At 69.5% G+C, this 22,930-nt stretch carries 21 protein-coding genes; 8 read left to right on the top strand and 13 right to left on the bottom strand.

The genetic code is table 11. The features are described from left to right. The first annotated feature begins 25 nt into the window (after positions 1-25). Positions 26-946: an alpha/beta fold hydrolase gene (locus AC1PME_RS06565; RefSeq protein WP_254460836.1), complete on the top strand. Its 921-nt coding sequence runs from the start codon at positions 26-28 to the stop codon at positions 944-946. Beyond that, positions 943-3,429: an acyl-CoA dehydrogenase gene (locus AC1PME_RS06560; RefSeq protein ID WP_307549361.1), complete on the top strand. Its 2,487-nt coding sequence runs from the start codon at positions 943-945 to the stop codon at positions 3,427-3,429. Before AC1PME_RS06565 ends, AC1PME_RS06560 begins: the two co-directional genes overlap by 4 nt. Before the next feature lie 407 nt (positions 3,430-3,836). Here AC1PME_RS06560 and AC1PME_RS06555 read toward each other — a convergent pair whose 3' ends face one another. Continuing rightward, entirely contained in the window at positions 3,837-4,190 is a 354-nt protein-coding gene (locus AC1PME_RS06555; RefSeq protein ID WP_254460834.1) for a DUF1304 domain-containing protein, read from the bottom strand. An 82-nt stretch (positions 4,191-4,272) separates the two neighbouring features. Next, entirely contained in the window at positions 4,273-5,616 is a 1,344-nt protein-coding gene (locus AC1PME_RS06550) for an NTP/NDP exchange transporter (protein ID WP_254460833.1), read from the bottom strand. Between the two features lie 209 nt (positions 5,617-5,825). Here AC1PME_RS06550 and AC1PME_RS06545 point away from each other — a divergent pair, with 209 nt between their 5' ends. From AC1PME_RS06545 to AC1PME_RS06535, 3 genes are all read left to right on the top strand, one after another. Then, positions 5,826-7,424, top strand: a complete 1,599-nt coding sequence (locus AC1PME_RS06545; RefSeq protein WP_481097672.1) for a GMC family oxidoreductase — start codon at positions 5,826-5,828, stop codon at positions 7,422-7,424. 331 nt (positions 7,425-7,755) lie between these two features. Further along, a complete protein-coding gene (locus tag AC1PME_RS06540; protein ID WP_481097671.1) occupies positions 7,756-9,144 on the top strand; it encodes a serine hydrolase domain-containing protein in 1,389 nt (462 codons plus the stop codon). 515 nt (positions 9,145-9,659) lie between these two features. Beyond that, positions 9,660-9,857 (top strand): hypothetical protein, encoded by a 198-nt coding sequence (locus tag AC1PME_RS06535; RefSeq protein ID WP_481097670.1) that lies wholly within the window; start codon positions 9,660-9,662, stop codon positions 9,855-9,857. A gap of 703 nt (positions 9,858-10,560) precedes the next feature. Here AC1PME_RS06535 and AC1PME_RS06530 read toward each other — a convergent pair. Then, a complete protein-coding gene (locus tag AC1PME_RS06530) occupies positions 10,561-11,001 on the bottom strand; it encodes a hypothetical protein (protein WP_254460830.1) in 441 nt (146 codons plus the stop codon). A gap of 264 nt (positions 11,002-11,265) precedes the next feature. Here AC1PME_RS06530 and AC1PME_RS06525 point away from each other — a divergent pair, with 264 nt between their 5' ends. Continuing rightward, positions 11,266-11,472, top strand: a complete 207-nt coding sequence (locus tag AC1PME_RS06525; RefSeq protein WP_481097669.1) for a hypothetical protein — start codon at positions 11,266-11,268, stop codon at positions 11,470-11,472. A gap of 757 nt (positions 11,473-12,229) precedes the next feature. Here the strand turns inward: AC1PME_RS06525 and gcvH are convergent. The 10 genes from gcvH to nudE form a co-directional block, all read right to left on the bottom strand. After that, positions 12,230-12,625 carry a glycine cleavage system protein GcvH gene (gcvH, locus tag AC1PME_RS06520; protein ID WP_010344201.1) on the bottom strand — a complete coding sequence of 132 codons (396 nt, stop codon included), beginning with the start codon at positions 12,623-12,625 and terminating at the stop codon, positions 12,230-12,232. A gap of 92 nt (positions 12,626-12,717) precedes the next feature. Then, complete coding sequence (gene gcvT, locus AC1PME_RS06515; protein WP_481097668.1) at positions 12,718-13,824, bottom strand: glycine cleavage system aminomethyltransferase GcvT; 1,107 nt, start codon at positions 13,822-13,824, stop codon at positions 12,718-12,720. A 255-nt stretch (positions 13,825-14,079) separates the two neighbouring features. Next, positions 14,080-15,003, bottom strand: a complete 924-nt coding sequence (locus tag AC1PME_RS06510; protein WP_254460678.1) for an IS110 family transposase — start codon at positions 15,001-15,003, stop codon at positions 14,080-14,082. A gap of 398 nt (positions 15,004-15,401) precedes the next feature. Beyond that, positions 15,402-15,833, bottom strand: a complete 432-nt coding sequence (locus AC1PME_RS06505) for an NfeD family protein (protein ID WP_481097667.1) — start codon at positions 15,831-15,833, stop codon at positions 15,402-15,404. Between the two features lie 3 nt (positions 15,834-15,836). Continuing rightward, positions 15,837-16,799, bottom strand: coding sequence for an SPFH domain-containing protein (locus AC1PME_RS06500; RefSeq protein WP_254460826.1), 963 nt, complete (start codon positions 16,797-16,799; stop codon positions 15,837-15,839). 67 nt (positions 16,800-16,866) lie between these two features. Further along, the gene (locus AC1PME_RS06495) at positions 16,867-17,169 is read right to left on the bottom strand and encodes an Mpo1-like protein (RefSeq protein WP_307549349.1); all 303 of its coding nucleotides are present in this window, start codon (positions 17,167-17,169) and stop codon (positions 16,867-16,869) included. 578 nt (positions 17,170-17,747) lie between these two features. Further along, positions 17,748-18,071 carry a YnfA family protein gene (locus tag AC1PME_RS06490; protein WP_254460824.1) on the bottom strand — a complete coding sequence of 108 codons (324 nt, stop codon included), beginning with the start codon at positions 18,069-18,071 and terminating at the stop codon, positions 17,748-17,750. Beyond that, the gene (gene mazG, locus AC1PME_RS06485) at positions 18,068-18,844 is read right to left on the bottom strand and encodes a nucleoside triphosphate pyrophosphohydrolase (protein WP_254461364.1); all 777 of its coding nucleotides are present in this window, start codon (positions 18,842-18,844) and stop codon (positions 18,068-18,070) included. The genes AC1PME_RS06490 and mazG overlap by 4 nt, the downstream gene beginning before the upstream one ends. 129 nt (positions 18,845-18,973) lie before the next feature. Continuing rightward, a complete protein-coding gene (cysQ, locus tag AC1PME_RS06480) occupies positions 18,974-19,774 on the bottom strand; it encodes a 3'(2'),5'-bisphosphate nucleotidase CysQ (protein ID WP_017912917.1) in 801 nt (266 codons plus the stop codon). Then, positions 19,771-20,325: an ADP compounds hydrolase NudE gene (gene nudE / locus AC1PME_RS06475; protein WP_254460823.1), complete on the bottom strand. Its 555-nt coding sequence runs from the start codon at positions 20,323-20,325 to the stop codon at positions 19,771-19,773. The genes cysQ and nudE overlap by 4 nt, the downstream gene beginning before the upstream one ends. A gap of 74 nt (positions 20,326-20,399) precedes the next feature. On the opposite strand from nudE, the gene bioA reads away from it, so the two are divergent. Both bioA and AC1PME_RS06465 read left to right on the top strand, forming a co-directional pair. Next, entirely contained in the window at positions 20,400-21,791 is a 1,392-nt protein-coding gene (bioA, locus tag AC1PME_RS06470) for an adenosylmethionine--8-amino-7-oxononanoate transaminase (RefSeq protein WP_307549342.1), read from the top strand. Then, positions 21,782-22,513 carry a 16S rRNA (uracil(1498)-N(3))-methyltransferase gene (locus tag AC1PME_RS06465; protein ID WP_481097666.1) on the top strand — a complete coding sequence of 244 codons (732 nt, stop codon included), beginning with the start codon at positions 21,782-21,784 and terminating at the stop codon, positions 22,511-22,513. The genes bioA and AC1PME_RS06465 overlap by 10 nt, the downstream gene beginning before the upstream one ends. The last annotated feature ends 417 nt before the right edge of the window (positions 22,514-22,930 follow it).

Raw genomic sequence — 22,930 nt, 5'->3', positions numbered from 1 at the left:
GCGCAGGGCGACCATACTATCTCGTATGGTTTCCGCTGCCGCCACCGTCCCGCATGCCGTCTCGGCCGCCCTGTCCGGCGCCGGCGAGCTGACGCTGGCCGCGACCGTCACCGGTCCCGGCGAGGCCGGATCGGTGCTGTTCGCGCATGGTTTCGGGCAGACCCGGCACGCCTGGACGGCGACCGCCGCGGCGCTGCAGGCGCATGGCTACCGCAGCGTCGCCTACGACGCGCGCGGCCATGGCGATTCGGCCCGCAACCCGGCGGACCTGCCCTATCGTGGCGAGCAGTTCACCGACGACCTGATTGTGGTCGCCGGCGAGATGTCGCCGCCCCCTGTGCTGGTGGCCGCCTCGATGGGCGGGCTGTTCGGGCTGATCGCCGAGTCGCGCTGGCCGGGCCTGTTCCGCGCGATGGTGCTGGTGGACATCACCCCGCGCTGGCAGCCGGCCGGGGTCGAGCGCATCCTCGCCTTCATGACCGCGCATCCGCAGGGCTTCGCCACCCTGGACGCCGCGGCCGACGCCATCGCCGCCTACCTGCCGCAGCGCGCGCGCAAGTCGCCCGAGGCGCTGCGCAGCGTGCTGCGCCAGCACGCCGACGGTCGCTGGTACTGGCACTGGGATCCGCGCCTGGTCGAGGAACTGGCGCGCGACAGCGAACAGCACCAGGGCGCGATCGCGCAGGCCGCCGCGCACGTGCAGTGCCCGCTGCTGCTGATCAGCGGCGGGCGCAGCGACCTGGTCACGCCGCAGACCATCGAAGAATTCCTGTCGCTGGTGCCGCACGCGCAGCATGCGCATCTGCCCGAGGCCACGCATATGCTGGCCGGCGACGACAACGCCGCATTTACCGCCACTGTGTTGCACTACCTGGACGCCCTGCCACCGGCCAGCGCCGGCGCATCGTCCGCCGTCACCGAGTACCTCCCCGGAGCACGCCCATGAGCATCATTGCCCCCTTCCTCGTGTTGTTGCTGGCCGGCGCGTTCGCCGCCTATCACCGCATGCGGCTCGCCGTCTGGGCCGCGTTGAGCGCCACCCTGCTGGTCGCGTGCTGGCTGCTCGGCGCCAGCCACGTCGCCACCATCGTCGCGGCCGTCGTGCTGGCGGTGGTCGCAGTGCCGCTGCTGTTGCCGTTCGTGCGCAAGCCGCTGCTCACCGCACCGATGCTGAAGGTGTTCCGCAAGGTGCTGCCGCCGCTGTCGCAGACCGAGCGCATCGCGCTGGAGACCGGCTCGGTCGGCTTCGAAGGCGAACTGTTCACCGGCGATCCGGACTGGCAGAAGCTGCTGAACTATCCCAAGCCGCAGCTGACCGCCGAAGAGCAGGCCTTCCTCGATGGCCCGGTCGAAGAGCTGTGCCGGATGACCAACGACTGGGAAATCACCCACGTCCACGCCGACCTGCCGCCGGAGCTGTGGAGCTTCATCAAGAAGAACAAGTTCTTCGGCATGATCATTCCGAAGGAATACGGCGGTCTCGGCTTCTCGGCGCTGGCCCACCACAAGGTGATCCAGAAGATCGCCTCGGTCTCGAGCGTGGTCAGCTCCACCGTCGGCGTGCCCAACTCGCTGGGGCCGGGCGAACTGCTGCTGCACTACGGCTCCAAGGAGCAGAAGGACTACTACCTGCCGCGCCTGGCGGTGGGCCAGGAAGTGCCCTGCTTCGGCCTGACCGGTCCGTTCGCCGGCTCCGACGCCACCTCGATCCCCGACTACGGCATCGTCTGCAAGGGCGAGTGGAACGGCGCCAACGTGCTCGGCGTCAAGCTGACCTTCGACAAGCGCTACATCACCCTGGCCCCGGTGGCGACCCTGGTCGGCCTGGCGTTCCGCATGTACGACCCGGACGGCCTGATCGGCGACACCAAGGACATCGGCATCACCCTGGCGCTGCTGCCGCGCGAGACCCCCGGGGTCGAGATCGGCCGCCGCCACTTCCCGCTGAACTCGCCGTTCCAGAACGGGCCGATCCACGGCCGCGAGGTGTTCATCCCGCTGAGCCAGCTGATCGGCGGCGTGGAGATGGTCGGCAAGGGCTGGAACATGCTCAACGAGTGCCTGGCCGTGGGCCGCTCGATCACCCTGCCCTCCACCGCCAGCGGCGGCGCCAAGTTCGGCGCGGTCGTCACCGGTGCGTATGCGCGCATCCGCAAGCAGTTCGGCCTGTCGGTCGGCCGCTTCGAAGGCGTGGAAGAAGCGCTGGCGCGGATCGGCGGCAAGGCCTATGCGATCAGCGCGCTGTCGCAGGCCACCGCCGCGGCGGTGGACCGCGGCGACGTGCCGTCGGTGCCGTCGGCGATCGCCAAGTACCACTGCACCACGATGAGCCGCGAGGTCATCAGCGACGTGATGGACGTGGTCGGCGGCAAGGGCATCATCCTCGGCCCGCGCAACTTCGCCGGCCGCAGCTGGCAGGCCGCGCCGATCGCGATCACCGTGGAAGGCGCCAACATCATGACCCGCAGCCTGCTGATCTTCGGCCAGGGCGCGATCCTGTGCCATCCGTGGGTGATGAAGGAGATGAAGGCCGCCGGCAACCCGGACCACCAGGCCGGCGTCGACGAGTTCGACCGCAACCTGTTCGGCCACATCGGCTTCGCCATCTCCAACGCGGTGCGTTCGCTGTGGTTCGGCCTGACCGCCGCGCGCATCGGCGCCGCGCCGGGCGACGCCTACACCCGCCGCTACTTCCGCAAGCTCGACCGCTACTCGGCGAACCTGGCGCTGATGGCCGACGTGTCGATGCTGATGCTCGGCGGCAAGCTGAAGTTCAAGGAGTCGCTGTCCGGGCGCCTGGGCGACGTGCTGAGCCACATCTACATGACCAGCGCGATGCTCAAGCGTTACCACGACGACGGCGCGCCGGCGACCGACCAGCCGCTGCTGGCCTGGGCCTTCCACGACAGCGTGCACAAGATCGAGCTGGCACTGTCGGCGGCGCTGCGCAATTTCCCGATCCGTCCGGTCGGCTGGCTGATGTGGGCGCTGATCTTTCCGTGGGGCCGCCGTGCCGAGGCGCCGGGCGACCGCCTGGGCCACCGCGTCGCCGCGCTGCTGATGACCCCCAACGAAGCCCGCGACCGCCTGGGCCAGGGCGTGTTCCTGACCCCGTGCGAGCACAACCCCGGCGGCCGCATCGCCAGCTACCTGACCAAGGCGGTGCTGGCCGAGCCGGTGGAGCGCAAGTTCCTGAAGGCGCTCAAGAGCAAGGGCATCGAGGCGCTGGACTTCGCCTCGCAGTTGGACGAGGCGGTGCGCGAAGGCGTGCTGTCGGCCGACGAGCGCCGTCAGTTGGAGGAGCTGCGCGAGATCACCATGGACACGATCAGCGTCGACGACTTCGACACCGACGAACTGCGCTCGGCGAGCTACTACCAGCGTGCCGCAGCCGCGACCGACGATGGGCATTCGCGCGAAGCGGCCTGATCGTCCTGGCCATGCGACACCCACGACGGCGGACTTCGGTCCGCCGTCGTGCGTTTGAGGGTCCGGTGGCGATCCCGGCAGCGGACGCCACCAAGGACGGGGTCTTGCCGCACGTCGGCCGACCGGTCCAGCGCCTCGCGGATCGGCTGGCGGCGACCATGCGCCGGCACGGCGCGCGCCGCCGGACATGCCGGTGCGGCGCGAGGACACCGACCATCGCACGCGCCCAATCAAGTAGATGCAAGGCGCCCGTTCACCGTAGGAGCGACGTCAGCCGCGACGGGCGTTCCCGGTGACGCCCGTCGCGTCTGAAACCGCTCCTACGCGACACTTCTTGGAGCGAATGACGAGGCGCTCGGCGCGGGCCGGCGCACGCAGATCGCACGCGCCGCGTGCGCGGCGGCGACTCAGTACGCCAGCAGCACCGCGACGATCGCCAGCGCCGCCGGTAGCGCCTGCACGAACACGATGCGGCGGCTGACGCTCCAGCCGCCGTACAGGCCGGCCACGACCACGCAGCCGAGGAAGAACAGCATCACGTCGACCCGCTGCGCGAGCAGACCCCAGGCCAGGCCGGCGGCGAGGAAGCCGTTGTAGAGTCCCTGGTTGGCCGCCAGCACGCGCGTGGCCTGCGCCTTTTCCGGGCTGTTGCGGAACACCTTCATGCCCAGCGGGCGCGTCCACAGCACCATCTCCAACACCAGGATGTACAGGTGCAGCAGCGCGACCGCGCCCACCAGGATCGAAGCCAACAGGATCATCGTGCTATCCGGCACAGGAGACAGGGCGCCAGCATAGCCACCGTCCCGAAGGGCGACCAGCCCCCTGCCACGCTGCGCCGGCTCACGGTGGCGGCGTGCGTTCCGGCGGCAGCTTGGCCGCCTCGCGCAGCAGCCGCCACGCGCCCAAGGTCATGCCGGACGCGGCCAGCACGCCCGCGACGAACACCACCTGCGAGCCGAATCCCGACAGCAGCTTGTACAGCCAGGCGAAGCTGAGGTCGCTGCCGCGGTAGATCACCGTATCGATCGCCGCACCGGCCTTGTAGCGCCATTCGCGGCCGACCCGGGTGTACAGGGTCTCGCGGGCCGGCTTGGCCAGAGAGAACTCGCCGGCGCGAGTCACCACCTGCACCACCGCCACCAGCATCGGCAGCGGCGACACCGCCAGCACCGAGTAGCCGAGCAGGATCGCGCAGCCGGGGATCAGCAGCGCCGGCCCGATGCCGAAGCGCGACAGCAGCGCGCGGGTGACCAGCAACTGCAGGACCAGGGTCAGCGCGTTCACCGCCAGGTCGATGCTGGCGTAGAAGGCGGTACTGGCCGCCGCATCGGTGTACAGGCGGCGCACGATCGCCGCCTGTTCGTTGTACAGCAAGGTGCCCACGCCCACCCCGAACACCGACATCAGCGCCAGCCAGCGCAGCAGCGGTTCGCGTGCGATCAGCTTCAACCCGGCCAGCACGTCGCCGCCCATCGGCACCTCGCCGCCGGCCACGCCGCGCGCGCGCTCGCGTGCCACCGCCCACAGCCGCAGGCGCAGCAGGCAGATCACGCTGATCACCAGGAAGCCGGCCGACACCAGCATCAGGTTGGCGATGCCGATGCGCTCGACCAGGCTGCTGGCGATCACCGGCCCCAGGAACGCGCCGAGCGTGCCGGCGGCGCCGATGTAGCCGTAGCAGGCGCGCGCTTCGGCATTGCTGAAGACATCGGCCATGAAGCTCCAGAACACCGCCACCGCGAACAGGTTGAATACGGAAATCCACAGGAAGAAGGCCATGCCGCGCCCGGGCACGCCGCTGTCGAACAGCACGTAGAACAGCAGCAGCGTGGCGATGAAGAAGCCGTACACCACCGGCAGGAACACCCGCCGCGGATAGCGGCTGACCAGCGCGCCGTAGACCGGCTGCAGCAACAGCATGATCAGGAAGGTGCAGGTGAACAGCACCTGCAGCGCGAACTCCTTCAGCGGCATGCCGTGCGCCGCGAAGAACGCGATCATCGCCGGCGGGAACACCGCGGCCACGTCGGCGGAGGCGCCCATCGCCTCGCGCACCGGCCGCAGCACGTAGTAGCCGCTGAGCAGCGAGAAGAAGTACAGGAACGCCCACGCCAGCGGCGGCGAATCGCGCAGGGCGCCGCGCAACCGCGCCAGCGCGCCGGGGGCATGCGGGGCGGCGCTCATCGGCGGCGGACCCTGGCGCAGGAACGGGACATCGGCGATTTTCGGGGTCGGAAAACGCGCACGGTAGCTGATGCACCGCAACACCGCCAGCGCGCGCGGCCCTCGCATCCCGTGCCGCACGCGCGCCGCGGCCGGCCGCGGGCCGCGCCGAGCATATGCTCTATCCTCGGCAACTAGCGTCGGCGCCAGGAACTCAAGGGACACCGCGGGTGTACGACTACATCATCATCGGCGCAGGCTCGGCCGGCTGCGTGCTCGCCAACCGCCTGAGCGAGGACCGCCACTGCAAGGTGCTGCTGATCGAGGCCGGCCCGCGCGACCGCAATCCCTTCATCCACATGCCCGCTGGCCTGGCACGCCTGGCCAACAACCGCCGCCTCAACTGGAACTACCTCACCGAGGCCGAGCCGGCCTTGGACGACCGCCGCCTGTGGTGGCCGCGCGGCAAGGTGCTGGGCGGTTCCAGTTCGATCAACGCGATGTGCTACGTGCGCGGCGTGCCCGCCGACTACGACGACTGGGCCAGCGGCGGCGCCGATGGCTGGGACTGGCGCGGCGTGCTGCCCTACTTCCGCCGCAGCGAATGCAACAGCCGCGGCGGCGATGCGCTGCATGGCGGCGACGGCCCGCTGCACGTCTCCGACCTGCGCTACCACAACCCGCTCTCGGACGTGTTCGTGGCCGCCGCGCAGGAGGCGGGCTTTCCGCACAACCCCGATTTCAACGGCCCCCGGCAACAGGGCGTGGGCCTGTACCAGGTCACCCAGAAGGACGGCGCACGCTGCTCGGCCGCGGTCGCCTACCTGGCGCCGGCGCGCGCGCGGGAGAACCTGCAGGTGGTCACCGACGCGCTGGTGCTGCGCCTGCTGATCGAGGGCGGGCGCGTGGTCGGCGTCGCCTATGCCCAGGACGGCCGCGAGGTGCAGGCGCGCGCCGCGCGCGAGGTGCTGCTCAGCGCCGGCGCGGTGAACTCGCCGCAGTTGCTGATGCTCTCGGGCATCGGCCCGGCCGACGCGCTGCGCCGCCACGGCATCGCGGTGCAGCTGGACCAGCCGCAAGTCGGTGCCAACCTGCAGGATCACCTGGACGTCTGCACGCTGTACCGGACCCGCCCGGGCATCAGCTACGACCGCCGCAACCAGGCCAAGATCGCCTTCGACTATTTCCTGCGCGGGCACCGCGGCGCCGGCAGCAGCAACATCGCCGAGGCCGGCGGCTTCATCAGCTCGCCGCTGGCCCCGGACGCGCGCGCCGACATCCAGTTGCACTTCGTGCCGGCCATGCTCGACGACCACGGCCGCAGCCGCCTGCCCGGCGACGGCTTCACCCTGCACGCCTGCCACCTGCAACCGCGCAGCCGTGGCCGCATCGCGCTCAACGACGCCGACCCGCGCACGCCGGCACGGATCCAGGCCAACTACCTCAGCGACCCCGACGGCTTCGACCTGCGCATGCTGGTGGAATGCGCGCGCCTGGCGCGGCACATCCTGCGGCAGCCCGCGTTCGACGCCTGGCGCGGCGCACCGCTGCTGCCGGCGCGCGAGGATCTGGACGAGGCCGGGCTGATCGCCTTCATCCGCGCCAAGGCCGAAACCATCTATCACCCGATCGGCACCTGCCGGATGGGCAGCGACGCGCAGGCGGTGGTCGACCCGCAGTTGCGCCTGCGCGGTCTCGACGGCCTGCGCGTGGTCGATGCCTCGGTGATGCCGCGCCTGGTCAGCGGCAACACCAATGGCCCGACGATGATGATCGCCGAACGCGCCGCCGATCTGATCCGCGGGCGTACCGTCCTGCGGGAGGGGTGAAGCGGGCGCTGCGCGGCGCGTCGTGGCGCGGCGGCGATTTGCCGACCATCGCTAGCAGGTCTCGGTGTTGCTGGGCGGCACCCCCTCACCCCACCCCCTCTCCCGGTGGGCGAGGGGCTAAGTACGCCTGGCGCGGCACGCCAGTTGCATGTCCATCGGCGTCCGCCGCAGTCCCGCCATCGCCCCGCCGGCAGGTCCGCGCAACCCCCGTCCGACACGGGAAATCCCCAGCAGGATCAAGGCGATGCCTATTCATCTTCTCCCAGTTTGTGCATTCGAGAAATCCGGCGCTAGAATCGTTGCCGGCAGCACCTCACAGGCCTCAGGCGCAATGACACAGAACAGCAGGCACCGGCTCCTTCGACCGGTGGCAACCGGGTTGCTCGGGGCATTGCTGCCCTTTGCGATGTCCTCCACCGCACAGACGCCGGCGCCCGCACAACCGCTGCCGCCGCCGTTGCACACCGAAGCCACGCGCTACACCTCGCCGACCCAGCCGCTGCCCTACCGCGCGTCGCTGACCCAGAGCCAGGTGCTGCCGCTGGCCAGGGGCTTCGACGTGGCCGCACTGGAGTCGGCCGCCGAACAACTGACCTACGGCGAGCGCGTGCCCGGGCTGGCGATGGCCATCGTGCACAACGGCCAGGTGCTCAGCGCGCGCGGCTACGGCGTCACCGACGTCAACCGCCCCGAGCCGGTCGATGCGCACACCGTGTTCCGCCTGGCCTCGCTGTCCAAGGCGTTCGCCGGCACCATGGCCGGCCTGCTGGTCAACGACGGCACCCTGCGCTGGGACAGCAAGGTGGTCGACTATGTCCCGGGCTTCCAGCTCAGCGACCCGGTGGCCACGCGCCAGTTGAACGTCGCCGACCTGCTCAGCCACCGCGTCGGCCTCACCTTCAACGCCTACGACCGCGACGTCGAATCCAACCTCGACTACTACACCCTCAGCCACAAGCTGGCCTATGCGCCGCTGAAGTGCGCGCCGGGCGAGTGCTACGCCTACCAGAACGTCGCCTTCAGCCTGATCGGCGACGTGGTGTTCGCCGCGTCCGGCAGCTTCTACGAGCAGTCGGTGGAACGCCGCATCTTCAAGCCGCTGGGCATGAACGACGCCAGCATGGGCCTGGCCGGCATCCAGGCCAGCCCGCGCTGGGCGCGCCCGCACGTGCGCAGCCGCAACGGCTGGGTCTCGCTGACGCCCAAGCCGACCTACTACCGCCTGGCGCCGGCCGCCGGCGTCAACGCCAGCATCAGCGACATGGCGCAGTGGCTGATCGCGCAGACCGGGCATCGCCCCGACGTGCTGCCGGAGCCGCTGCTGGCGACGCTGCACGCGCCGCTGATCCTCACCCCGGGCGAGATGCGCTCGGGCTGGCGCCGCGCCCGGGTCAACTCGGCGAGCTACGCACTGGGCTGGCGCGTGTTCGACTACTCCGGCCACCAGGTGATCTTCCATGCCGGCGCGGTACAGGGCTACCGCGGCCTGATCGCGCTGGTGCCGGAACGCGACTTTGCCGTGGCGATTCTGTGGAACGGCGAAAGCGGCCTGCCCTCGGGCCTGCTGCCGACCGTGCTCGACCGCGCGATCGGCCTGCCGGCGCAGCGCTGGCTGGACGTGGACACCGACTTCGGCAGCGACAACCTGATGGCCGAGCGCCCGGACCCGAAGGACAAGAAGGGCGCGTCCTCGTCCAAGTCGGTGGCCTCGCCGCACTGAGCGCGCGCGCCGGCGGCATCCTCGCAGAAGGCGGCGCAAGCCGCCTTTCTGCTGTCTGCGCCGCTGACCTGCGCTGCGCAGCCCCCACCCTGCGCCGTCGCTGGGACGCCGCCCTGTCGCAGTTGCGACAACGCAGCGATACGGCGCGCGATCGCGTCACCCGATGCTGCTGCAACGGCCGACGTCATGCCGCGCCGCGCGATCAGTGATTGCGTCGCCCCGACGACAGCGGCTGTCCGAGCGCCCCGCGTGAAGCACGGCGCTGGCGCGCCGTCGCCTCCACGATCGCGTGCAGGGGCGCCCACCGCGTCCTCTCGGCGGCGTCCACGATCCCGCAACGCTGGGCACGGCACCCCGCGTCGCCGCAGGCGGCCGCCAGCGTGCCGGCAGCCCGGTGCACTGTCGCACGCGTGCGCTGGGCCGCGCGCATGCGCAGATCGCGCCTGCAGGGCACCGCCAATGACGACGAGACGTGTCCCGTAGGAGGGCTTCAGCCGCCACGGGCATTACCGGGAATGTCCGTCGCGGCTGAAGCCACCTGGGCCAGCATCCGCGCCAAATCCCCCTTGGCCAACACCTACGCGCGCCTGCGCGCGGCCGGCAAGCCGGCCAAGGTCGCCATCGTCGCCTGCATGCACAAGTTCCTGCGCTGGCTCAATGCCATCGCGCGCGATCAGGCCCCGTACGCTCCTCCGGTTATCGCTGGGGCATGACAGTTGGCTCCTACGGAAAAGCTGCATCCGGCTCGAGTGTCGCGAAAGCAGGTGGTTGGAGCATCCCCGTGGTCCACGCAATGCGCGGAAAGAGCGATGAGGTGTCGACCGTCCCGGCACGACGCGCTGGCGCGTTGCGCACGCCCCCCCCCTTGGCCGGGTCAACGGATGCCAGGCGCGTCGCGGTTGCCGCAGCGGCCCCGATCCCGGTGATCGGTCGATCCACGTCTGGGTCGGTTCATTGAACGCGATGCGCCGCCCTTGGCTGCCGCCTACCGTCGTGTCGTGACCCAAGTATCGCTGTCGCGTAAGTCATTCGCCGAAGCCGACTGTCGGCTCCTCCCGGTACTCACGTGGCTGCCGAGGCAGCACCTGCATGCCAGGGAGATCCGGTGGACGCGTGGCCCTCCCCGCAGGCGCCGGCCGCGGCACGGAGCTGACGCGGCGAGCCGCGCCCGTTGCCGATGCGATAAGCACAGGCGCGATGTCCACCTCGCGACCTGGCAAGCAGGGCACGGAGGACCATGTGCGTGGATCGAGAAGACGGATGCCGAGGGATCGTCGGGCGGAGGCACTCTCGCGTCGGGACTGAAGTCCCTCCCACAACGCAGGCTGCGAGCGCGCACGGCAGGACGCCGCAAATAAAAAACTCCCTCCCCGCTGGGCACCGGGGAGAGAGTCTAGGAACAGCGATCGGGATGGATCAGATCAGCGGCGCGGGCGTGGCCGGCAGCGCGACCGGAGCGGCCTTCTTCTTGCGAGCGGCCGGCTTCTTCTTCGCCACGGTCTTCTTGGCGGTGGCCTTCTTCGCGGCCGGCTTCTTCGCAGCCGCCTTCTTCACCGTCTTCTTCGCCGCGGTCTTCTTGGTCGCAGCCTTCTTCGCGGTCTTCTTCACCGCCTTCTTGGCGACGGCCTTCTTCGCGGTCTTCTTGGTGGCGGCCTTCTTCGCGGTCTTCTTCACCGCCTTCTTGGCAACGGCCTTCTTGACCGCCTTCTTCACCTTGGCGACCTTCTTGGCCACCTTCTTGGCGACCTTCTTGACCGCCTTCTTTACCGAAACCTTCTTCGCTGCCGGCTTCTTGGCGGCAGTCTTCTTGACCGCCTTCTTAGCGGCCGGCTTTTTCGCAGCTTTTTTCGTGGCCATGGGATGGCTCCTCGTCAGTGAACTATGGATTGAAAATGCCCAGTTAAAGCAACCTCGCGGCGATGCTCCGCCTGCGGGAACCGCCGGCGCGCGCTGCGGGCCGGATCGGATACAGAAACACCCGTACCGGATGTCGATACGGGTGCGATGCCAGGGGAGACGTTGCGTTTCTCGGAGGGAAGCGACTCCAACTCCACCATCTTCGGGTTCCTGGCGGATGTCCAAGTTGTGCTTCGCGTTTTGATGTCGATCCGATTCACTCGCTTGCGCAGCAACGTCTGCTGGGCGAAACCTAATCACGGTTTTTTTTACTGTCAACACTTCCGCGCAATTTTTTTTCGACTGGTGCGCGCCGCGCGACCGCGGCATGCCGCGCCGACCGCCGTGCCGGCAGCGCCGATCGCCGCTGCCGGCGTCGCGGGGAAAACGACGCATGCAAAAAAAGCAGGGAAATTTCCGCGTTTTCTGTAACGACGCGGTGCCGCCCTCGCGCTGCGGACAGGCATCGGCGGCGCGTCGACGGGAACGTCAGGCGTGCGCGCCAGCCTGTCCGCTAGCTGAAAAAAAATTTCGCGGCCGCGTGCGGTTCCGGCATCGCGCAAGTGCAAATGCGCAAAAGTGCGCAAACTTTTTCGCGTCGTGCGGCGGCCACTAGGCGTGCGATGCATCGCGTAGCGCGTCGCCGAGACGCGGCGCATCGCGCCATCGCGACACCACCTGCACATGTGCCGCCGACACAGCGCAACGCGGACGACACCCCTCGCCCGCCTCCACGTCATGCCTTCCTCGACGTGGTCGCGTGGCGCGTCGACCGGCGCAGGTCGCACCGATCGTCGACTGGCGCCGGCACGCACCTCGCCGTCGCGCATCGGCGACGTGCGCGGTGCGCGCCACATCGCCTCTCCCGCTCCTCGCCGACCCGCACCGTGCGTGCATCCCGACCCGCTCCTGCGCCGCGCCAGGAGACAGGCACCGAGCGCTGCGCAGCTCGCGCGCAGCGACCGCCGCAGCGCGTGGCGAACACGTTGCCCCCGCGCTGCTGGCCGGCACCGACCTCACGCGGTCTTCGCATTGGCGTGCGCCGCGACGTCGGCGACGGGTTGCCGGGATGGCGATGCGGAGAATGGCGAGCCGACCCGCCGACGACGCGGCGACCGCGGCGCGCGACGCCCAAAAAGAAACCGGCCGCACTGGGCGGCCGGTTCGGGTGTCGCGACGGGCGGTCGGCTCAGTGGCCGTCCTCCTCGAGCAGTTCGGCGTACTCGTCCGGCGACAGCAGTTCGTTCAACTGCTCGGCGTCGTCCGCTTCCAGCACCAGGATCCAGCCTTCGCCGTAGGCGTCCTCGTTGATCGTCTCCGGCTTGTCGCTCAGCGCGGTGTTGACCTCGACCACCTTGCCGCTCAGCGGGCTGTACACGTCCGAGGCGGCCTTGACCGACTCCACCACCGCCACGCCGTTGCCGGCTTCGACGTGATCGCCGACATTCGGCAGCTCGACGTAGACCAGGTCGCCGAGCAGGCCCTGGGCGTGGTCGGAGATGCCGATGGTCACGCGACCGTTGCCCTCGACGCGGGCCCACTCGTGGGACTTGAGGAATTTGAGGTCGCCAGGGATCTCGCTCATGGGGCTGCTCCGGAAGAAGACGGTATCGAGGATGGGGGTCTAGTGTAGCGAACCGCGAGCTTAGGGAAGAAGTCGCGCGCGGCGGACGGAACTCAGCCGAGCACGCCGGGCTGGACCTGGCCTTCGCGCACGAACGGGAACTTGACCACCCGCACCGGCACTTCCTTGCCGCGGATGTCCACGCGCACCGCGCCCGGCTCGCCGGCCGGCACCCGCGCGAAGGCGATCGCCTTGCCCAGCGTCGGCGAGAAGGTGCCGGACAGGATCTCGCCGTCGCCGTTCGCGGTCAGCACCTTCTGCCCGTGGCGCAGCACGCCCTTCTCGTCCATCACCAGGCCGATCATCTGCCGCGGCGCGCCGCCGGCCTTCTGCGCCTCGAGCACGGCGCGGCCGATGAAGTCGCGGCCCTCGTCGAGGGTCACGGTCCAGGCCAGCGCGGCTTCGTAGGGCGACACGGTGTCGTCCATGTCCTGGCCGTACAGATTCATGCCCGCCTCCAGGCGCAGCGTGTCGCGCGCGCCCAGGCCGGCCGGCTTGACCCCGGCGCCGCTCAACGCCTCCCAGAACGCCGGCGCCTGCTGTTGCGGCAGCACGATCTCGAAGCCGTCCTCGCCGGTGTAGCCGGTGCGCGCGACGAACAGCGGCACGCCGTCGACCGAGGTCGCCTCGAGCGCGGCGAAACGGCCGAGCTTCTGCGCCGCGGCACGGTCCTGCTCGCGCAGCAAGCCGATCGCCTTGGCGCGCGCGTTCGGTCCCTGCACCGCGATCATCGCGTAGTCGTCGCGCTCGCGCACCTGCACCCCGAACGCCTGCGCCTGCTCGCCGATCCAGGCCAGGTCCTTGGCGCGGGTGGCGGCGTTGACCACCAGGCGGAAGAACGCATCGGACATGTAATAGACGATCAGATCGTCGATCACCCCGCCCTGCGGGTTGAGCATGCAGGTGTACAGCGCCTTGCCCGGCACCTTCAGCTTGTCCACCGAATTGGCCAGCAGGTGGCGCAGGAACGCGCGGACCTGCTCGCCGTGCAGGTCGACCACGGTCATGTGGCTGACGTCGAACATGCCGGCGTCGCGGCGCACCTGGTGGTGCTCGTCGATCTGCGAGCCGTAGTGGATCGGCATGTCCCAGCCGCCGAAGTCGACCATCTTGGCGCCGAGGGCGCGGTGGCTGTCGTTGAGGATGGTCTTCTGGGTCATGGCGCGGGTCCGTGAGAAAAGTCCCCTATTATCGCTGGCAGGGAGCCGGGATTGGGGAATCGGGAATGGGGAATCGTAAGACCGGCTGTCCTGGATCCGAAGGACTGGCGCTCGATCGCCGCTACCGTAGGAGCGGCTTCAGCCGCGACCCGCAGAAGGGCCGGGGATTGGGGAATCGGGATTTGGGATTCGCAAGAGCGGCCGTCCTGAGCCGAAGGACTCGCACTTGATCGCCGCTGCTGTAGGAGTCAACTGTCATGCCCCAGCGATAACCGGAGGAGCGTACGGTGCCTGATCGCGCGCGATGGCATTGAGCCAGCGCAGGAACTTGTGCATGCAGGCGACGATGGCGACCTTGGCCGGCTTGCCGGCCGCGCGCAAGCGCGCGTAGGTGTTGGCCAAGGGGGATTTGGCGCGGATGCTGGCCCAGGTGGCCATGTACAGCACGCCTCGCACGTCGGCACGGCCGCCTTTGATGCGACGTTGGCCTTTCCAGCAGCCGCTGTCGTGATTGAACGGGGCCAGCCCGACCAGGGCGGCGAGCTTGCGTGGCGGCAGCGTGCCCAGCTCTGGCAACCGCGCGGCCAGCACTGCGCGCAGGATCGTGCCGAGCCCAGGTACCTTGGGCAAGCTCGAGCAGGTCTTGCCCTGCTGCTCGATCTCCTGCGTCAATGTCTGGATCTGCTGGTTCAGCAGGGCGATCACCTCTCGGCAGCGGTGTTGCACCTTGGCGCTGGTGATGTGTTCCAGGCGCCGCCGATGGGCATCGCGCTGGCCCACCAGGGTGGCACGCAGGTCCAACAGTTCGCGAAGAGACTGCTGGTGCTCGGGCACCACGGTCGTGGGCGTGGTCGGGATGTGCTGGGCGGCGATGGCCAGCAGGCGCGCGTCCAGGGCGTCGGTCTTGGCCTGCAGGCCCAAGGCTTGGGCTAGCTTGCGCGGACGATCGGCGGCCATCCGCACTGCCGGCAGGGCCGCCTCTCGGAGCACCCGCAGCACGGCATGTTCGTAGCCGCCACTGGCTTCCAGCAAGATCCGCTCGCAGCCCAGCTCCACCAGGCGTTGGGCCAGCACACGCTGCCCCTGTGGCGTATTGGGTTGGGTCCAGGCCTGCTCGTCCGGCAGGACATGAATGACCAGTTCGGCCTTGGATACATCGATCCCGACATAGCGCCGCATAGACGTTCTCCGCAGTAGACTCAGGAACGAGAGCACTCCTGCCGATGCCCATGCTTGTGGAGTTCGAGCTCGCGACTCGGGCAACTGTTCGGGCTGATGAGGCAGGAGATACGGGGTGCGGCGGCGCTGACTCCTACTCGTGCTTGCTGGCACTGCGGCTAAACGGCCTGCCGCACTCCGCTCTCACCTACAACGATAGACCCTCATTTGACACAAGCGGCTTCAGCCGCGACCCGCAGAAGGGCCGGGGATTGGGGAATCGGGATTTGGGATTCGCAAGAGCGGCCGTCCTGAGCCGAAGGACTCGCGCTTGATCGCCGCTCCTACGCGCAGGAAGATTGGGAAGGCAGAGGTGCCGCGCACTCGCGGCACCAATCCCGAATCCCCAATCCCGGCTTTCAAGCCGCCTGGACCAGCAGCGTCATGCCGTCCACGCCGACGATGCGCACCGCACTGCCGGCCGGCAGGTCGGGGCCGCCGACGACCCAGAAGGCGTCGTCGACCTTGGCGCGGCCGCGGCCGCCCTGGATCGGCTGGTCCAGGGTCACCACGCGGCCGATCAGTTGCTCGGCACGGCGGTTGAGCAGCGGTTGGTCGCTGGTCCGGCCGCGGTTGCGGAACCAGGTGCGGTACACCTGGATCGAGACGAAGCTCAGTACCACGAACGCGCCGACCTGCAGCAGCAGGGAGATGTCCGGCAGCACCAGCACGGCGAGGAACACCGCCGCGGCGGCGAAGCCCATCCACAGCATGAAGGCGCCCGGCGCCAGCGCTTCGGCCGCGAACAGCAGCAAGGTCAGGGCACCCCAGGCCACTACCTCAACGCGCATGGCTCAGACTCCGGTGCGCGGCGGCACGCGCGGCACTGCCGGCGGGGTGGCCTGCTTGTTCAACGCCTCGCGCGCCAGTTCGGCGATGCCGGCGATCGAGCCGATGATGCCGCTGGACTCCATCGGCATCAGCACGAACTTCTGGTTCGGCGCGGTGGCCAGTTCCTTGAACGCCTCCACGTATTTCTGCGCGATGAAGTAGTTGATGGCCTGCACGTCGCCTTCGGCGATCGCCTTGGACACCATCGCCGTCGCCCGCGCTTCGGCCTCGGCCAGGCGCTCGCGCGCCTCGGCGTCGCGGAACGCGGCCTCCTTGCGGCCTTCGGCCTCCAGCACCGCCGCCTGCTTCTCGCCGTCGGCGCGCAGGATTTCGGACTGCCGCGAGCCCTCCGCCTCGAGGATCTGCGCGCGCTTCTCGCGCTCGGCCTTCATCTGCCGGGCCATCGCATCGACCAGGTCGCGCGGCGGCTGGATGTCGCGGATCTCGATGCGGGTGACCTTGATGCCCCACGGATTGGTGGCATGGTCGACCACGTTCAACAGTTGCGCATTGATGGTCTCGCGCTGGCTCAGCGACTCGTCCAGGTCCATCGAGCCGATCACGGTGCGGATGTTGGTCTGCACCAGGGCGATGGTGGCGATCTCCAGATTCGACACTTCATACGCGGCCTTGGCGGCATCCAGCACCTGGAAGAACACCACCCCGTCCACGCGCACCACCGCGTTGTCCTTGGTGATGACGTCCTGGCTGGGCACGTCCAGCACCTGCTCCATCATGTTGACCTTGCGGCCCACGCCATAGACCCACGGAATCAAAAAGTGCAGGCCCGGCGACAGGGTGTGGGTGTAGCGACCGAAGCGCTCCACCGTCCACTGGAATCCCTGCGGCACCATGCGCACGGTCTTGAACAGCACCACCACGCCGAAGAACAGGATCACCAGCGTGAGAAAGAAGGTGGACGGCATCAGGTTGCTCCATTAACCAGAAAAGGAATCGAATCCGCAGTATAGCGAGCGTTCGCGCAGGCGCCGGTCACCAGCGGATGCGGCCGAGCAGCATGTCCTTGAACATCACCCAGTCGCCGGCGAACGAGTACAGCGGGTGCCTGAAGGTGGCGGGGCGGTTCTTCTCGAACACGAAATGGCCGATCCAGGCGCAGCCGTAGCCGCAGACCGGCGCCGCCCACAGCCAGCGCGGCTGGCCGGTGCACAGCGCCAACAGCAGACTCGCCAGCACGCCGAGACTGCCGACGAAATGCAGCCGCCGCGACAGCGGATGGCGGTGCTCGCTCAGATAGAACGGGTAGAACTCGCGAAAGCTGGCGAAACGGCGCATGCGATGGCCCTCCCGAGGCGACGCAGGCGTCCAGCATACGCCGGGAACGTGGGCGTCCGCTCGCAGCCCGCAGCCATGGCACGCGGGTGCAGACGTTGGGGGTACTCATGCAGGAGAGGGCAGCGCCGCACCAGGCATGTCCGCGATGCAGCAAGCGTCTGCGGGAACGGCCTCAGGCCTGCCGCGGCGCAACGATGACGCGTCTCGCGGCTTCAGGGCACCGCCCATCACGCTGGGACGTGTCCTGTGGGAATCGACCGCCATGCGGCCACGACGCACGACGTGGCGTGCTTCCGATGACGCAATGCGTCGGGACTGAAGTCCCTCCCACAGTGCACAGGCCGAGTTCGCCGCAAGTCCCTATGGGAGCTGCCTCAGCCCTGCCGCGGTGCGAAGAAGACATGTCTCGCGGCCGCAAGGCACCGCCCATCACGCCGGGACGAGTCCTGCGGGGGCTCAACTGTCATGCGGCCACGACGCGCAATGTGGCGCGCTTTCCGATGACGCAATGCGTCGGGACTGAAGTCCCTCCCACAGGACACCCACCGCGTTCGCCGCGAGCGCCTGTGGGAGCGGCCTCAGGCCTGCCGCGGCGCGAACATGATCACGGCCATGCCGGCCAGGCACAGGCCGGCGCCGAGCAGGTCCCAGCGCGTGGGGCGCATGCCCTGCACGGTCCACAGCCACAGCAGCGCAACAGCGACATAGACGCCGCCGTAGGCCGCATAGACGCGGCCGCTGGCGGCCGGGTGCAGGGTCAGCAGCCAGACGAAGGCCGCCAGGCTGCCTGCGGCCGGCAACAGCAGCCAGGCGCTGCGCTGTTCGCGCAGCCAGAGATAAGGAAGGTAGCAACCGACGATTTCCGCGACCGCGGTCAGCGCGAACAGCAGCAGGGTCTTCATCCGGCCGCGGCGCGTTCTTCGTCCTTGGCGCGCTGCCAGTACGCCTCCTGCTGCGCCAGGCCCAGGCCATCCAGCGCGCCACCGTCCTGCTGCGCCAACCGCTCCATCGCGCGGAAGCGGCGCTCGAACTTGTGGTTGGCGTGGCGCAGCGCGGCGCCGACGTCGACCTTGGCGTGCCGCGCCAGGTTGGCGCAGACGAACAGCAGGTCGCCGATCTCGTCCTGCAACCGCGCCGGATCCGCCGCGGCGCCATGCGCCAGTTCCGCGCGCACTTCCTCCAGCTCTTCCTGCACCTTGTCCAGCACCGGCGCCGGGCCGGGCCAGTCGAAGCCGACCCGCGCCGCGCGCGACTGCAGCTTCAGTGCGCGCTGCCATTCCGGCAGGCCGCGCGCGATGCCGGCCAGTGCCGAGCCGTCGCGCTCGCCGGCGGCAGCGCGCTCGGCGCGCTTGATCTCTTCCCACTTCAGCGTCTGCTGCTGGGCATCGGCCACCTGGCTGTCGCCGAACACGTGCGGGTGGCGCCGCACCATCTTGTCGCAGATCGCCGCGACCACGTCGTCGAAGCCGAATGCGCCCTGCTCGCGCGCCATCTGCGCATGGAACACCACCTGCAGCAGCAGATCGCCGAGTTCGTCCTTCAGCCCGGCCAGGTCCTGGCGATCGATCGCATCGGCCACTTCGTAGGCCTCTTCGATCGTGTAGGCGGCGATGCTGGCGAAGTCCTGCTCCAGGTCCCACGGGCAGCCCTGCGCGGGATCGCGCAGGCGCGCCATGATGTCGAGCAGGGCGGGAAGGTCGTAGCGGGCTGGAGTCACGGGCAGGGTCCGATGCGACGGCACCGTCGCCGCCTGCCGCCTAGTGTGGCAGAGCGCGCGCCGTGCGGCGCGCGCTCGCGGCGCGGCTCAGCCCAGCCAGTCGCGCCAGGGCAGCGCCGCATCGCCCAGCGCCACGAAATCGCCGTTGAGCAGCGATTCGCGGCGGTTGTAGCGGAACGGCTTGCCGGTGGCGGCGGCCAGCAGCGCGCCGCCGGCGGCCTGCAGCACGCACTGCCCGGCGGCGGTGTCCCACTCGGAGGTCGGGCCGAAGCGCGGGTACACGTCCAGGTCGCCGTCGGCGATCCGGCAGAACTTCAGCGAGGAGCCCTGTGCGACCAGTTCGATCTCGCCCATGCGCTGCAGCAGCGCATCGGTGCGCGCATCGCGGTGCGAGCGGCTCGCCGCCACCCGCAGCGGCGCGGTGGCCGGCCGCCGCGTGTTCAATGCGGTATCGCGGAAGCCTTCGCGGCGGTACGCCTGCTCGCCGCGCACCGCGTGCCAGACGCGGCCGTCCACCGGCGCCTGGACCACGCCGAACACCGGCGCGCCCTGGTGGATCAGCGCGATGTTCACGCTGAACTCGCCGTTGCGCTTGACGAATTCGCGGGTGCCATCGAGCGGGTCCACCAGCCAGTAGGTGGTCCAGTGCTCGCGCACCTCCCACGGGATCTGCGCCGATTCCTCGGACAGCACCGGCAGGTCCGGGGTCAGCCGTTCCAGGCCCTCGACGATGATCTGGTGCGCGGCCAGATCGGCCTGGGTCAACGGGCTGGTGTCGGCCTTGTGCTCCACCTCGAAGCCGGTGGCGTAGACCGACATGATCGCCGCGGCGGCATCGATGGCGATGGCGATCACGGTTTCGCGCAAATCACTGGTCAGACGGATCATTCGGCGCGACCCAGCCACTCGCGGGCAATGAACAGCGCCGCCAGCGAACGCCCCTCGGAGAAATCCTCACGCAACATCAGTTGATCCAATTCAGCCAGTTTCCAGGGCACCACTTCCAATTCCTCCGGCTCGTCGCCGGCTAGTCGTTCGGGATAAAGATCTTGCGCCAGCACCAGCCACGACTGGTGACTCATGTAGGTCGGCGCCAGGGTCATCGCGCGCAGCACGCGCAGCTGCCGCGCGCCGTAGCCGGCCTCTTCCTTGAGTTCGCGGTCGGCCGCCTGCAGCGGGGTCTCGCCGGCATCGATGCGGCCCTTGACCAGGCCCAACTCGTAGCGGTGCACGCCGGCGGCGTATTCGCGCACCAGCAACACGGTCTGCGCATCCAGCATCGGCACCACCACCACCGCGCCATGGCCCGGTGCCTTGAGCCGGTGGAACACGCGGCGTTCGCCGTTGCTGAACTCCAGGTCCAGCTCCTCGACCCGGCGCTCGGTGGCCGATTCGCTGCGCTCGCGCACCGCATGGATGATCGGTAACGGACGGGTCACGCCGGCACCCTGCGGCGCCGGGCGGCGTCGGTCGATAGAATGCGCGGAGCGAAGAACCTGTTCATGAGCGCGAAATGCTATCAGACCTGACCGCAGCACAGATGGCCGACGCGTGGCGCCAGCGCGACCTGGCCGTGCTTTGGCACCCGTGCACGCAGATGCGCGAGCACCCCGACACCCTGCCCCTGCTGCCGATCGCCCGCGGCGAAGGCGCCTGGCTGATCGACCACGGCGGCCGCCGCTACCTGGATGCGGTCAGCAGTTGGTGGACCAACCTGTTCGGCCACGGCGAGCCGCGCATCGCCGCGGCCATCGCCGCCCAGGCCACCCAGCTGGAACAAGTGATGCTGGCCGGTTTCAGCCACGAACCGGCGGTGCTGCTGGCCGAACAGCTGCTGGCGCTGGCGCCGCGCCAGGAGGGCCGCGCGCCGCTGGCCAAGGTGTTCTATGCCGACAACGGCTCGGCCGGCGTGGAAGTGGCGCTGAAGATGGCCTTCCACTATTTCCAGAACCGCGGCGAGCCGGGACGCACCCGCTTCGTCGCGCTGGAGAACGGCTACCACGGCGAGACCATCGGGGCGCTGGCGGTCGGCGACATCCCGCTGTACCGGCGGGTGTACGCGCCGCTGCTGGCCGAGGCGCTGTTCGCGCCCTCGCCCGATGCCTACCAGGCCGCACCCGGGCAGAGCGCGCGCGAACGCGCCGATGCCGCCGCCGATGCGCTGGCCGACCTGTTCGACCGCCATCCCGGCGAGATCTGCGCGGTGATCCTGGAACCGCGCCTGCAGTGCGCCGGCGGCATGCGCATGCACGACCCGGCCTATCTGCGCCGGGCGCGCGAACTGTGCGACGCCAACGGCGCGTTCCTGATCGCCGACGAGATCGCCACCGGCTTCGGCCGCACCGGCACCCTGTTCGCCTGCGAGCAGGCCGGGGTGATGCCGGACCTGCTGTGCCTGTCCAAGGGCCTGACCGGCGGCTTCCTGCCGCTGTCGGCGGTGCTGGCCACCCAGCACCTGTACGACGCCTTCCTAGACGACAGCCGCGAGCGCGCGTTCCTGCATTCGCACAGCTACACCGGCAACCCGCTGGCCTGCGCGGCGGCGCTGGCATCGCTGCGGATCCTGCAGGAGGACGACGTGATCGCGCGCAACCGCAGCACCGCCGAGACCATGCGCGCGCTGTCGGCGCCGTTCGCCGAGCATCCGCACGTGGCCGACGTGCGCCAGGCCGGCATGGTGGTGGCCTTCGAACTCACCCGCGACGGCGACAAGCGCACGCCCTTCCCCGCCTCCGCGCGCGTCGGCCTGCACGCCTATCGCGCCGCGCTGCAACGCGGGGTGGTGCTGCGCCCGCTCGGCGACGTGCTGTACTGGATGCCGCCGTACTGCGTGGACGCCGCGCAGCTGGCGCTGCTGGCCGAGACCACGCTGGCGGCGATCGACGAGGCGGTGGCATGCGCCTGACCCGCTGCCATGTGGACCTGCCGCTGCACGCCGGCGCCGAGGTGACGCTGCCGGAGGACGTCGCCAACCACCTGCTGCGCGTGCTGCGGCTGCGCGAAGGCGATCCGTGCGTGCTGTTCAACGGCGACGGCTGCGATTACGACGCCGAACTGCTGCAGGCCGGCAAGCGCAACGCCAACGTACGCATCGCCGCGGCGCGACCGACGGACAACGAGTCGCCGCTGGCGATCACCCTGCTGCAGGGCGTGGCGCGCGGGGAGAAGATGGACCTGATCCTGCAGAAGGCCACCGAGCTCGGCGTCGCCGCGATCGTGCCGGTGTGGGCCGAACGCACCGAAGTGAAGCTGGATGCGGCGCGGGTGGACAAGCGCGTGGCGCACTGGCGCAGCGTGGTGATCTCGGCCTGCGAACAGTCCGGCCGCGCGCGCGTGCCGCAACTGAGCGCGCCGCTGGCGCTGGCCGAGGCCGCGGCGGCGGTGGCCGCCACGACGCTGAAACTCACCCTCGATCCGCAGGGCGAACAGCGGCTGCGCACGCTGCAGCTCGACGGCGGCGCAGCGGCCATCGCGATCGGCCCGGAAGGCGGCTGGTCGCCGCGCGACCGCGCCACGCTGCAGGCGGCCGGCTTCGTCGGCCTGCGCCTGGGCCCGCGCATCCTGCGCACCGAAACCGCCGGCCTGGCCGCGATCGCAGCACTGCAGGCGCATCACGGCGACCTGTAGGTCCGCGCACGCGATCAGGGAAACGGCGACGCGATGCCCGAAGCGCCGCGGGCGTTGGCGCGCCACGGGAGGCGACGCGATGCCCCCTGGACATCGGTCGGCGCGCTTCCTACTTATATGTATGTATCGGAACGGATGCAGCTACCCGCTGCGACTGCGCCCCAGCCTGTAGGGCACCTCTAATAACCTGCTTCTGCCACGCATGACGTAGTCGCGTAGGAGCGGCTTCAGCCGCGACAGGCTTACCGGGAACGCCCGTCGCGGCTGAAGCCGCTCCTACAGGGCGCGTCACGGAGTGTTTGGAGGTGCGGTTAAGCCGCGACCCAGGGGCGCGCCTGAAGCCGTCCCCACAGGACAGGTCCCGTCGTATCAGCAGTGCCCTGTAGACGCGCTGGCGGCGACACAGGCGCCGTTGGC

This window comes from Xanthomonas sp. NCPPB 901, assembly GCF_056725085.1.
Note: the sequence above shows the minus strand (reverse complement) of the source record. Positions and strands in the feature narration are given on the sequence as shown.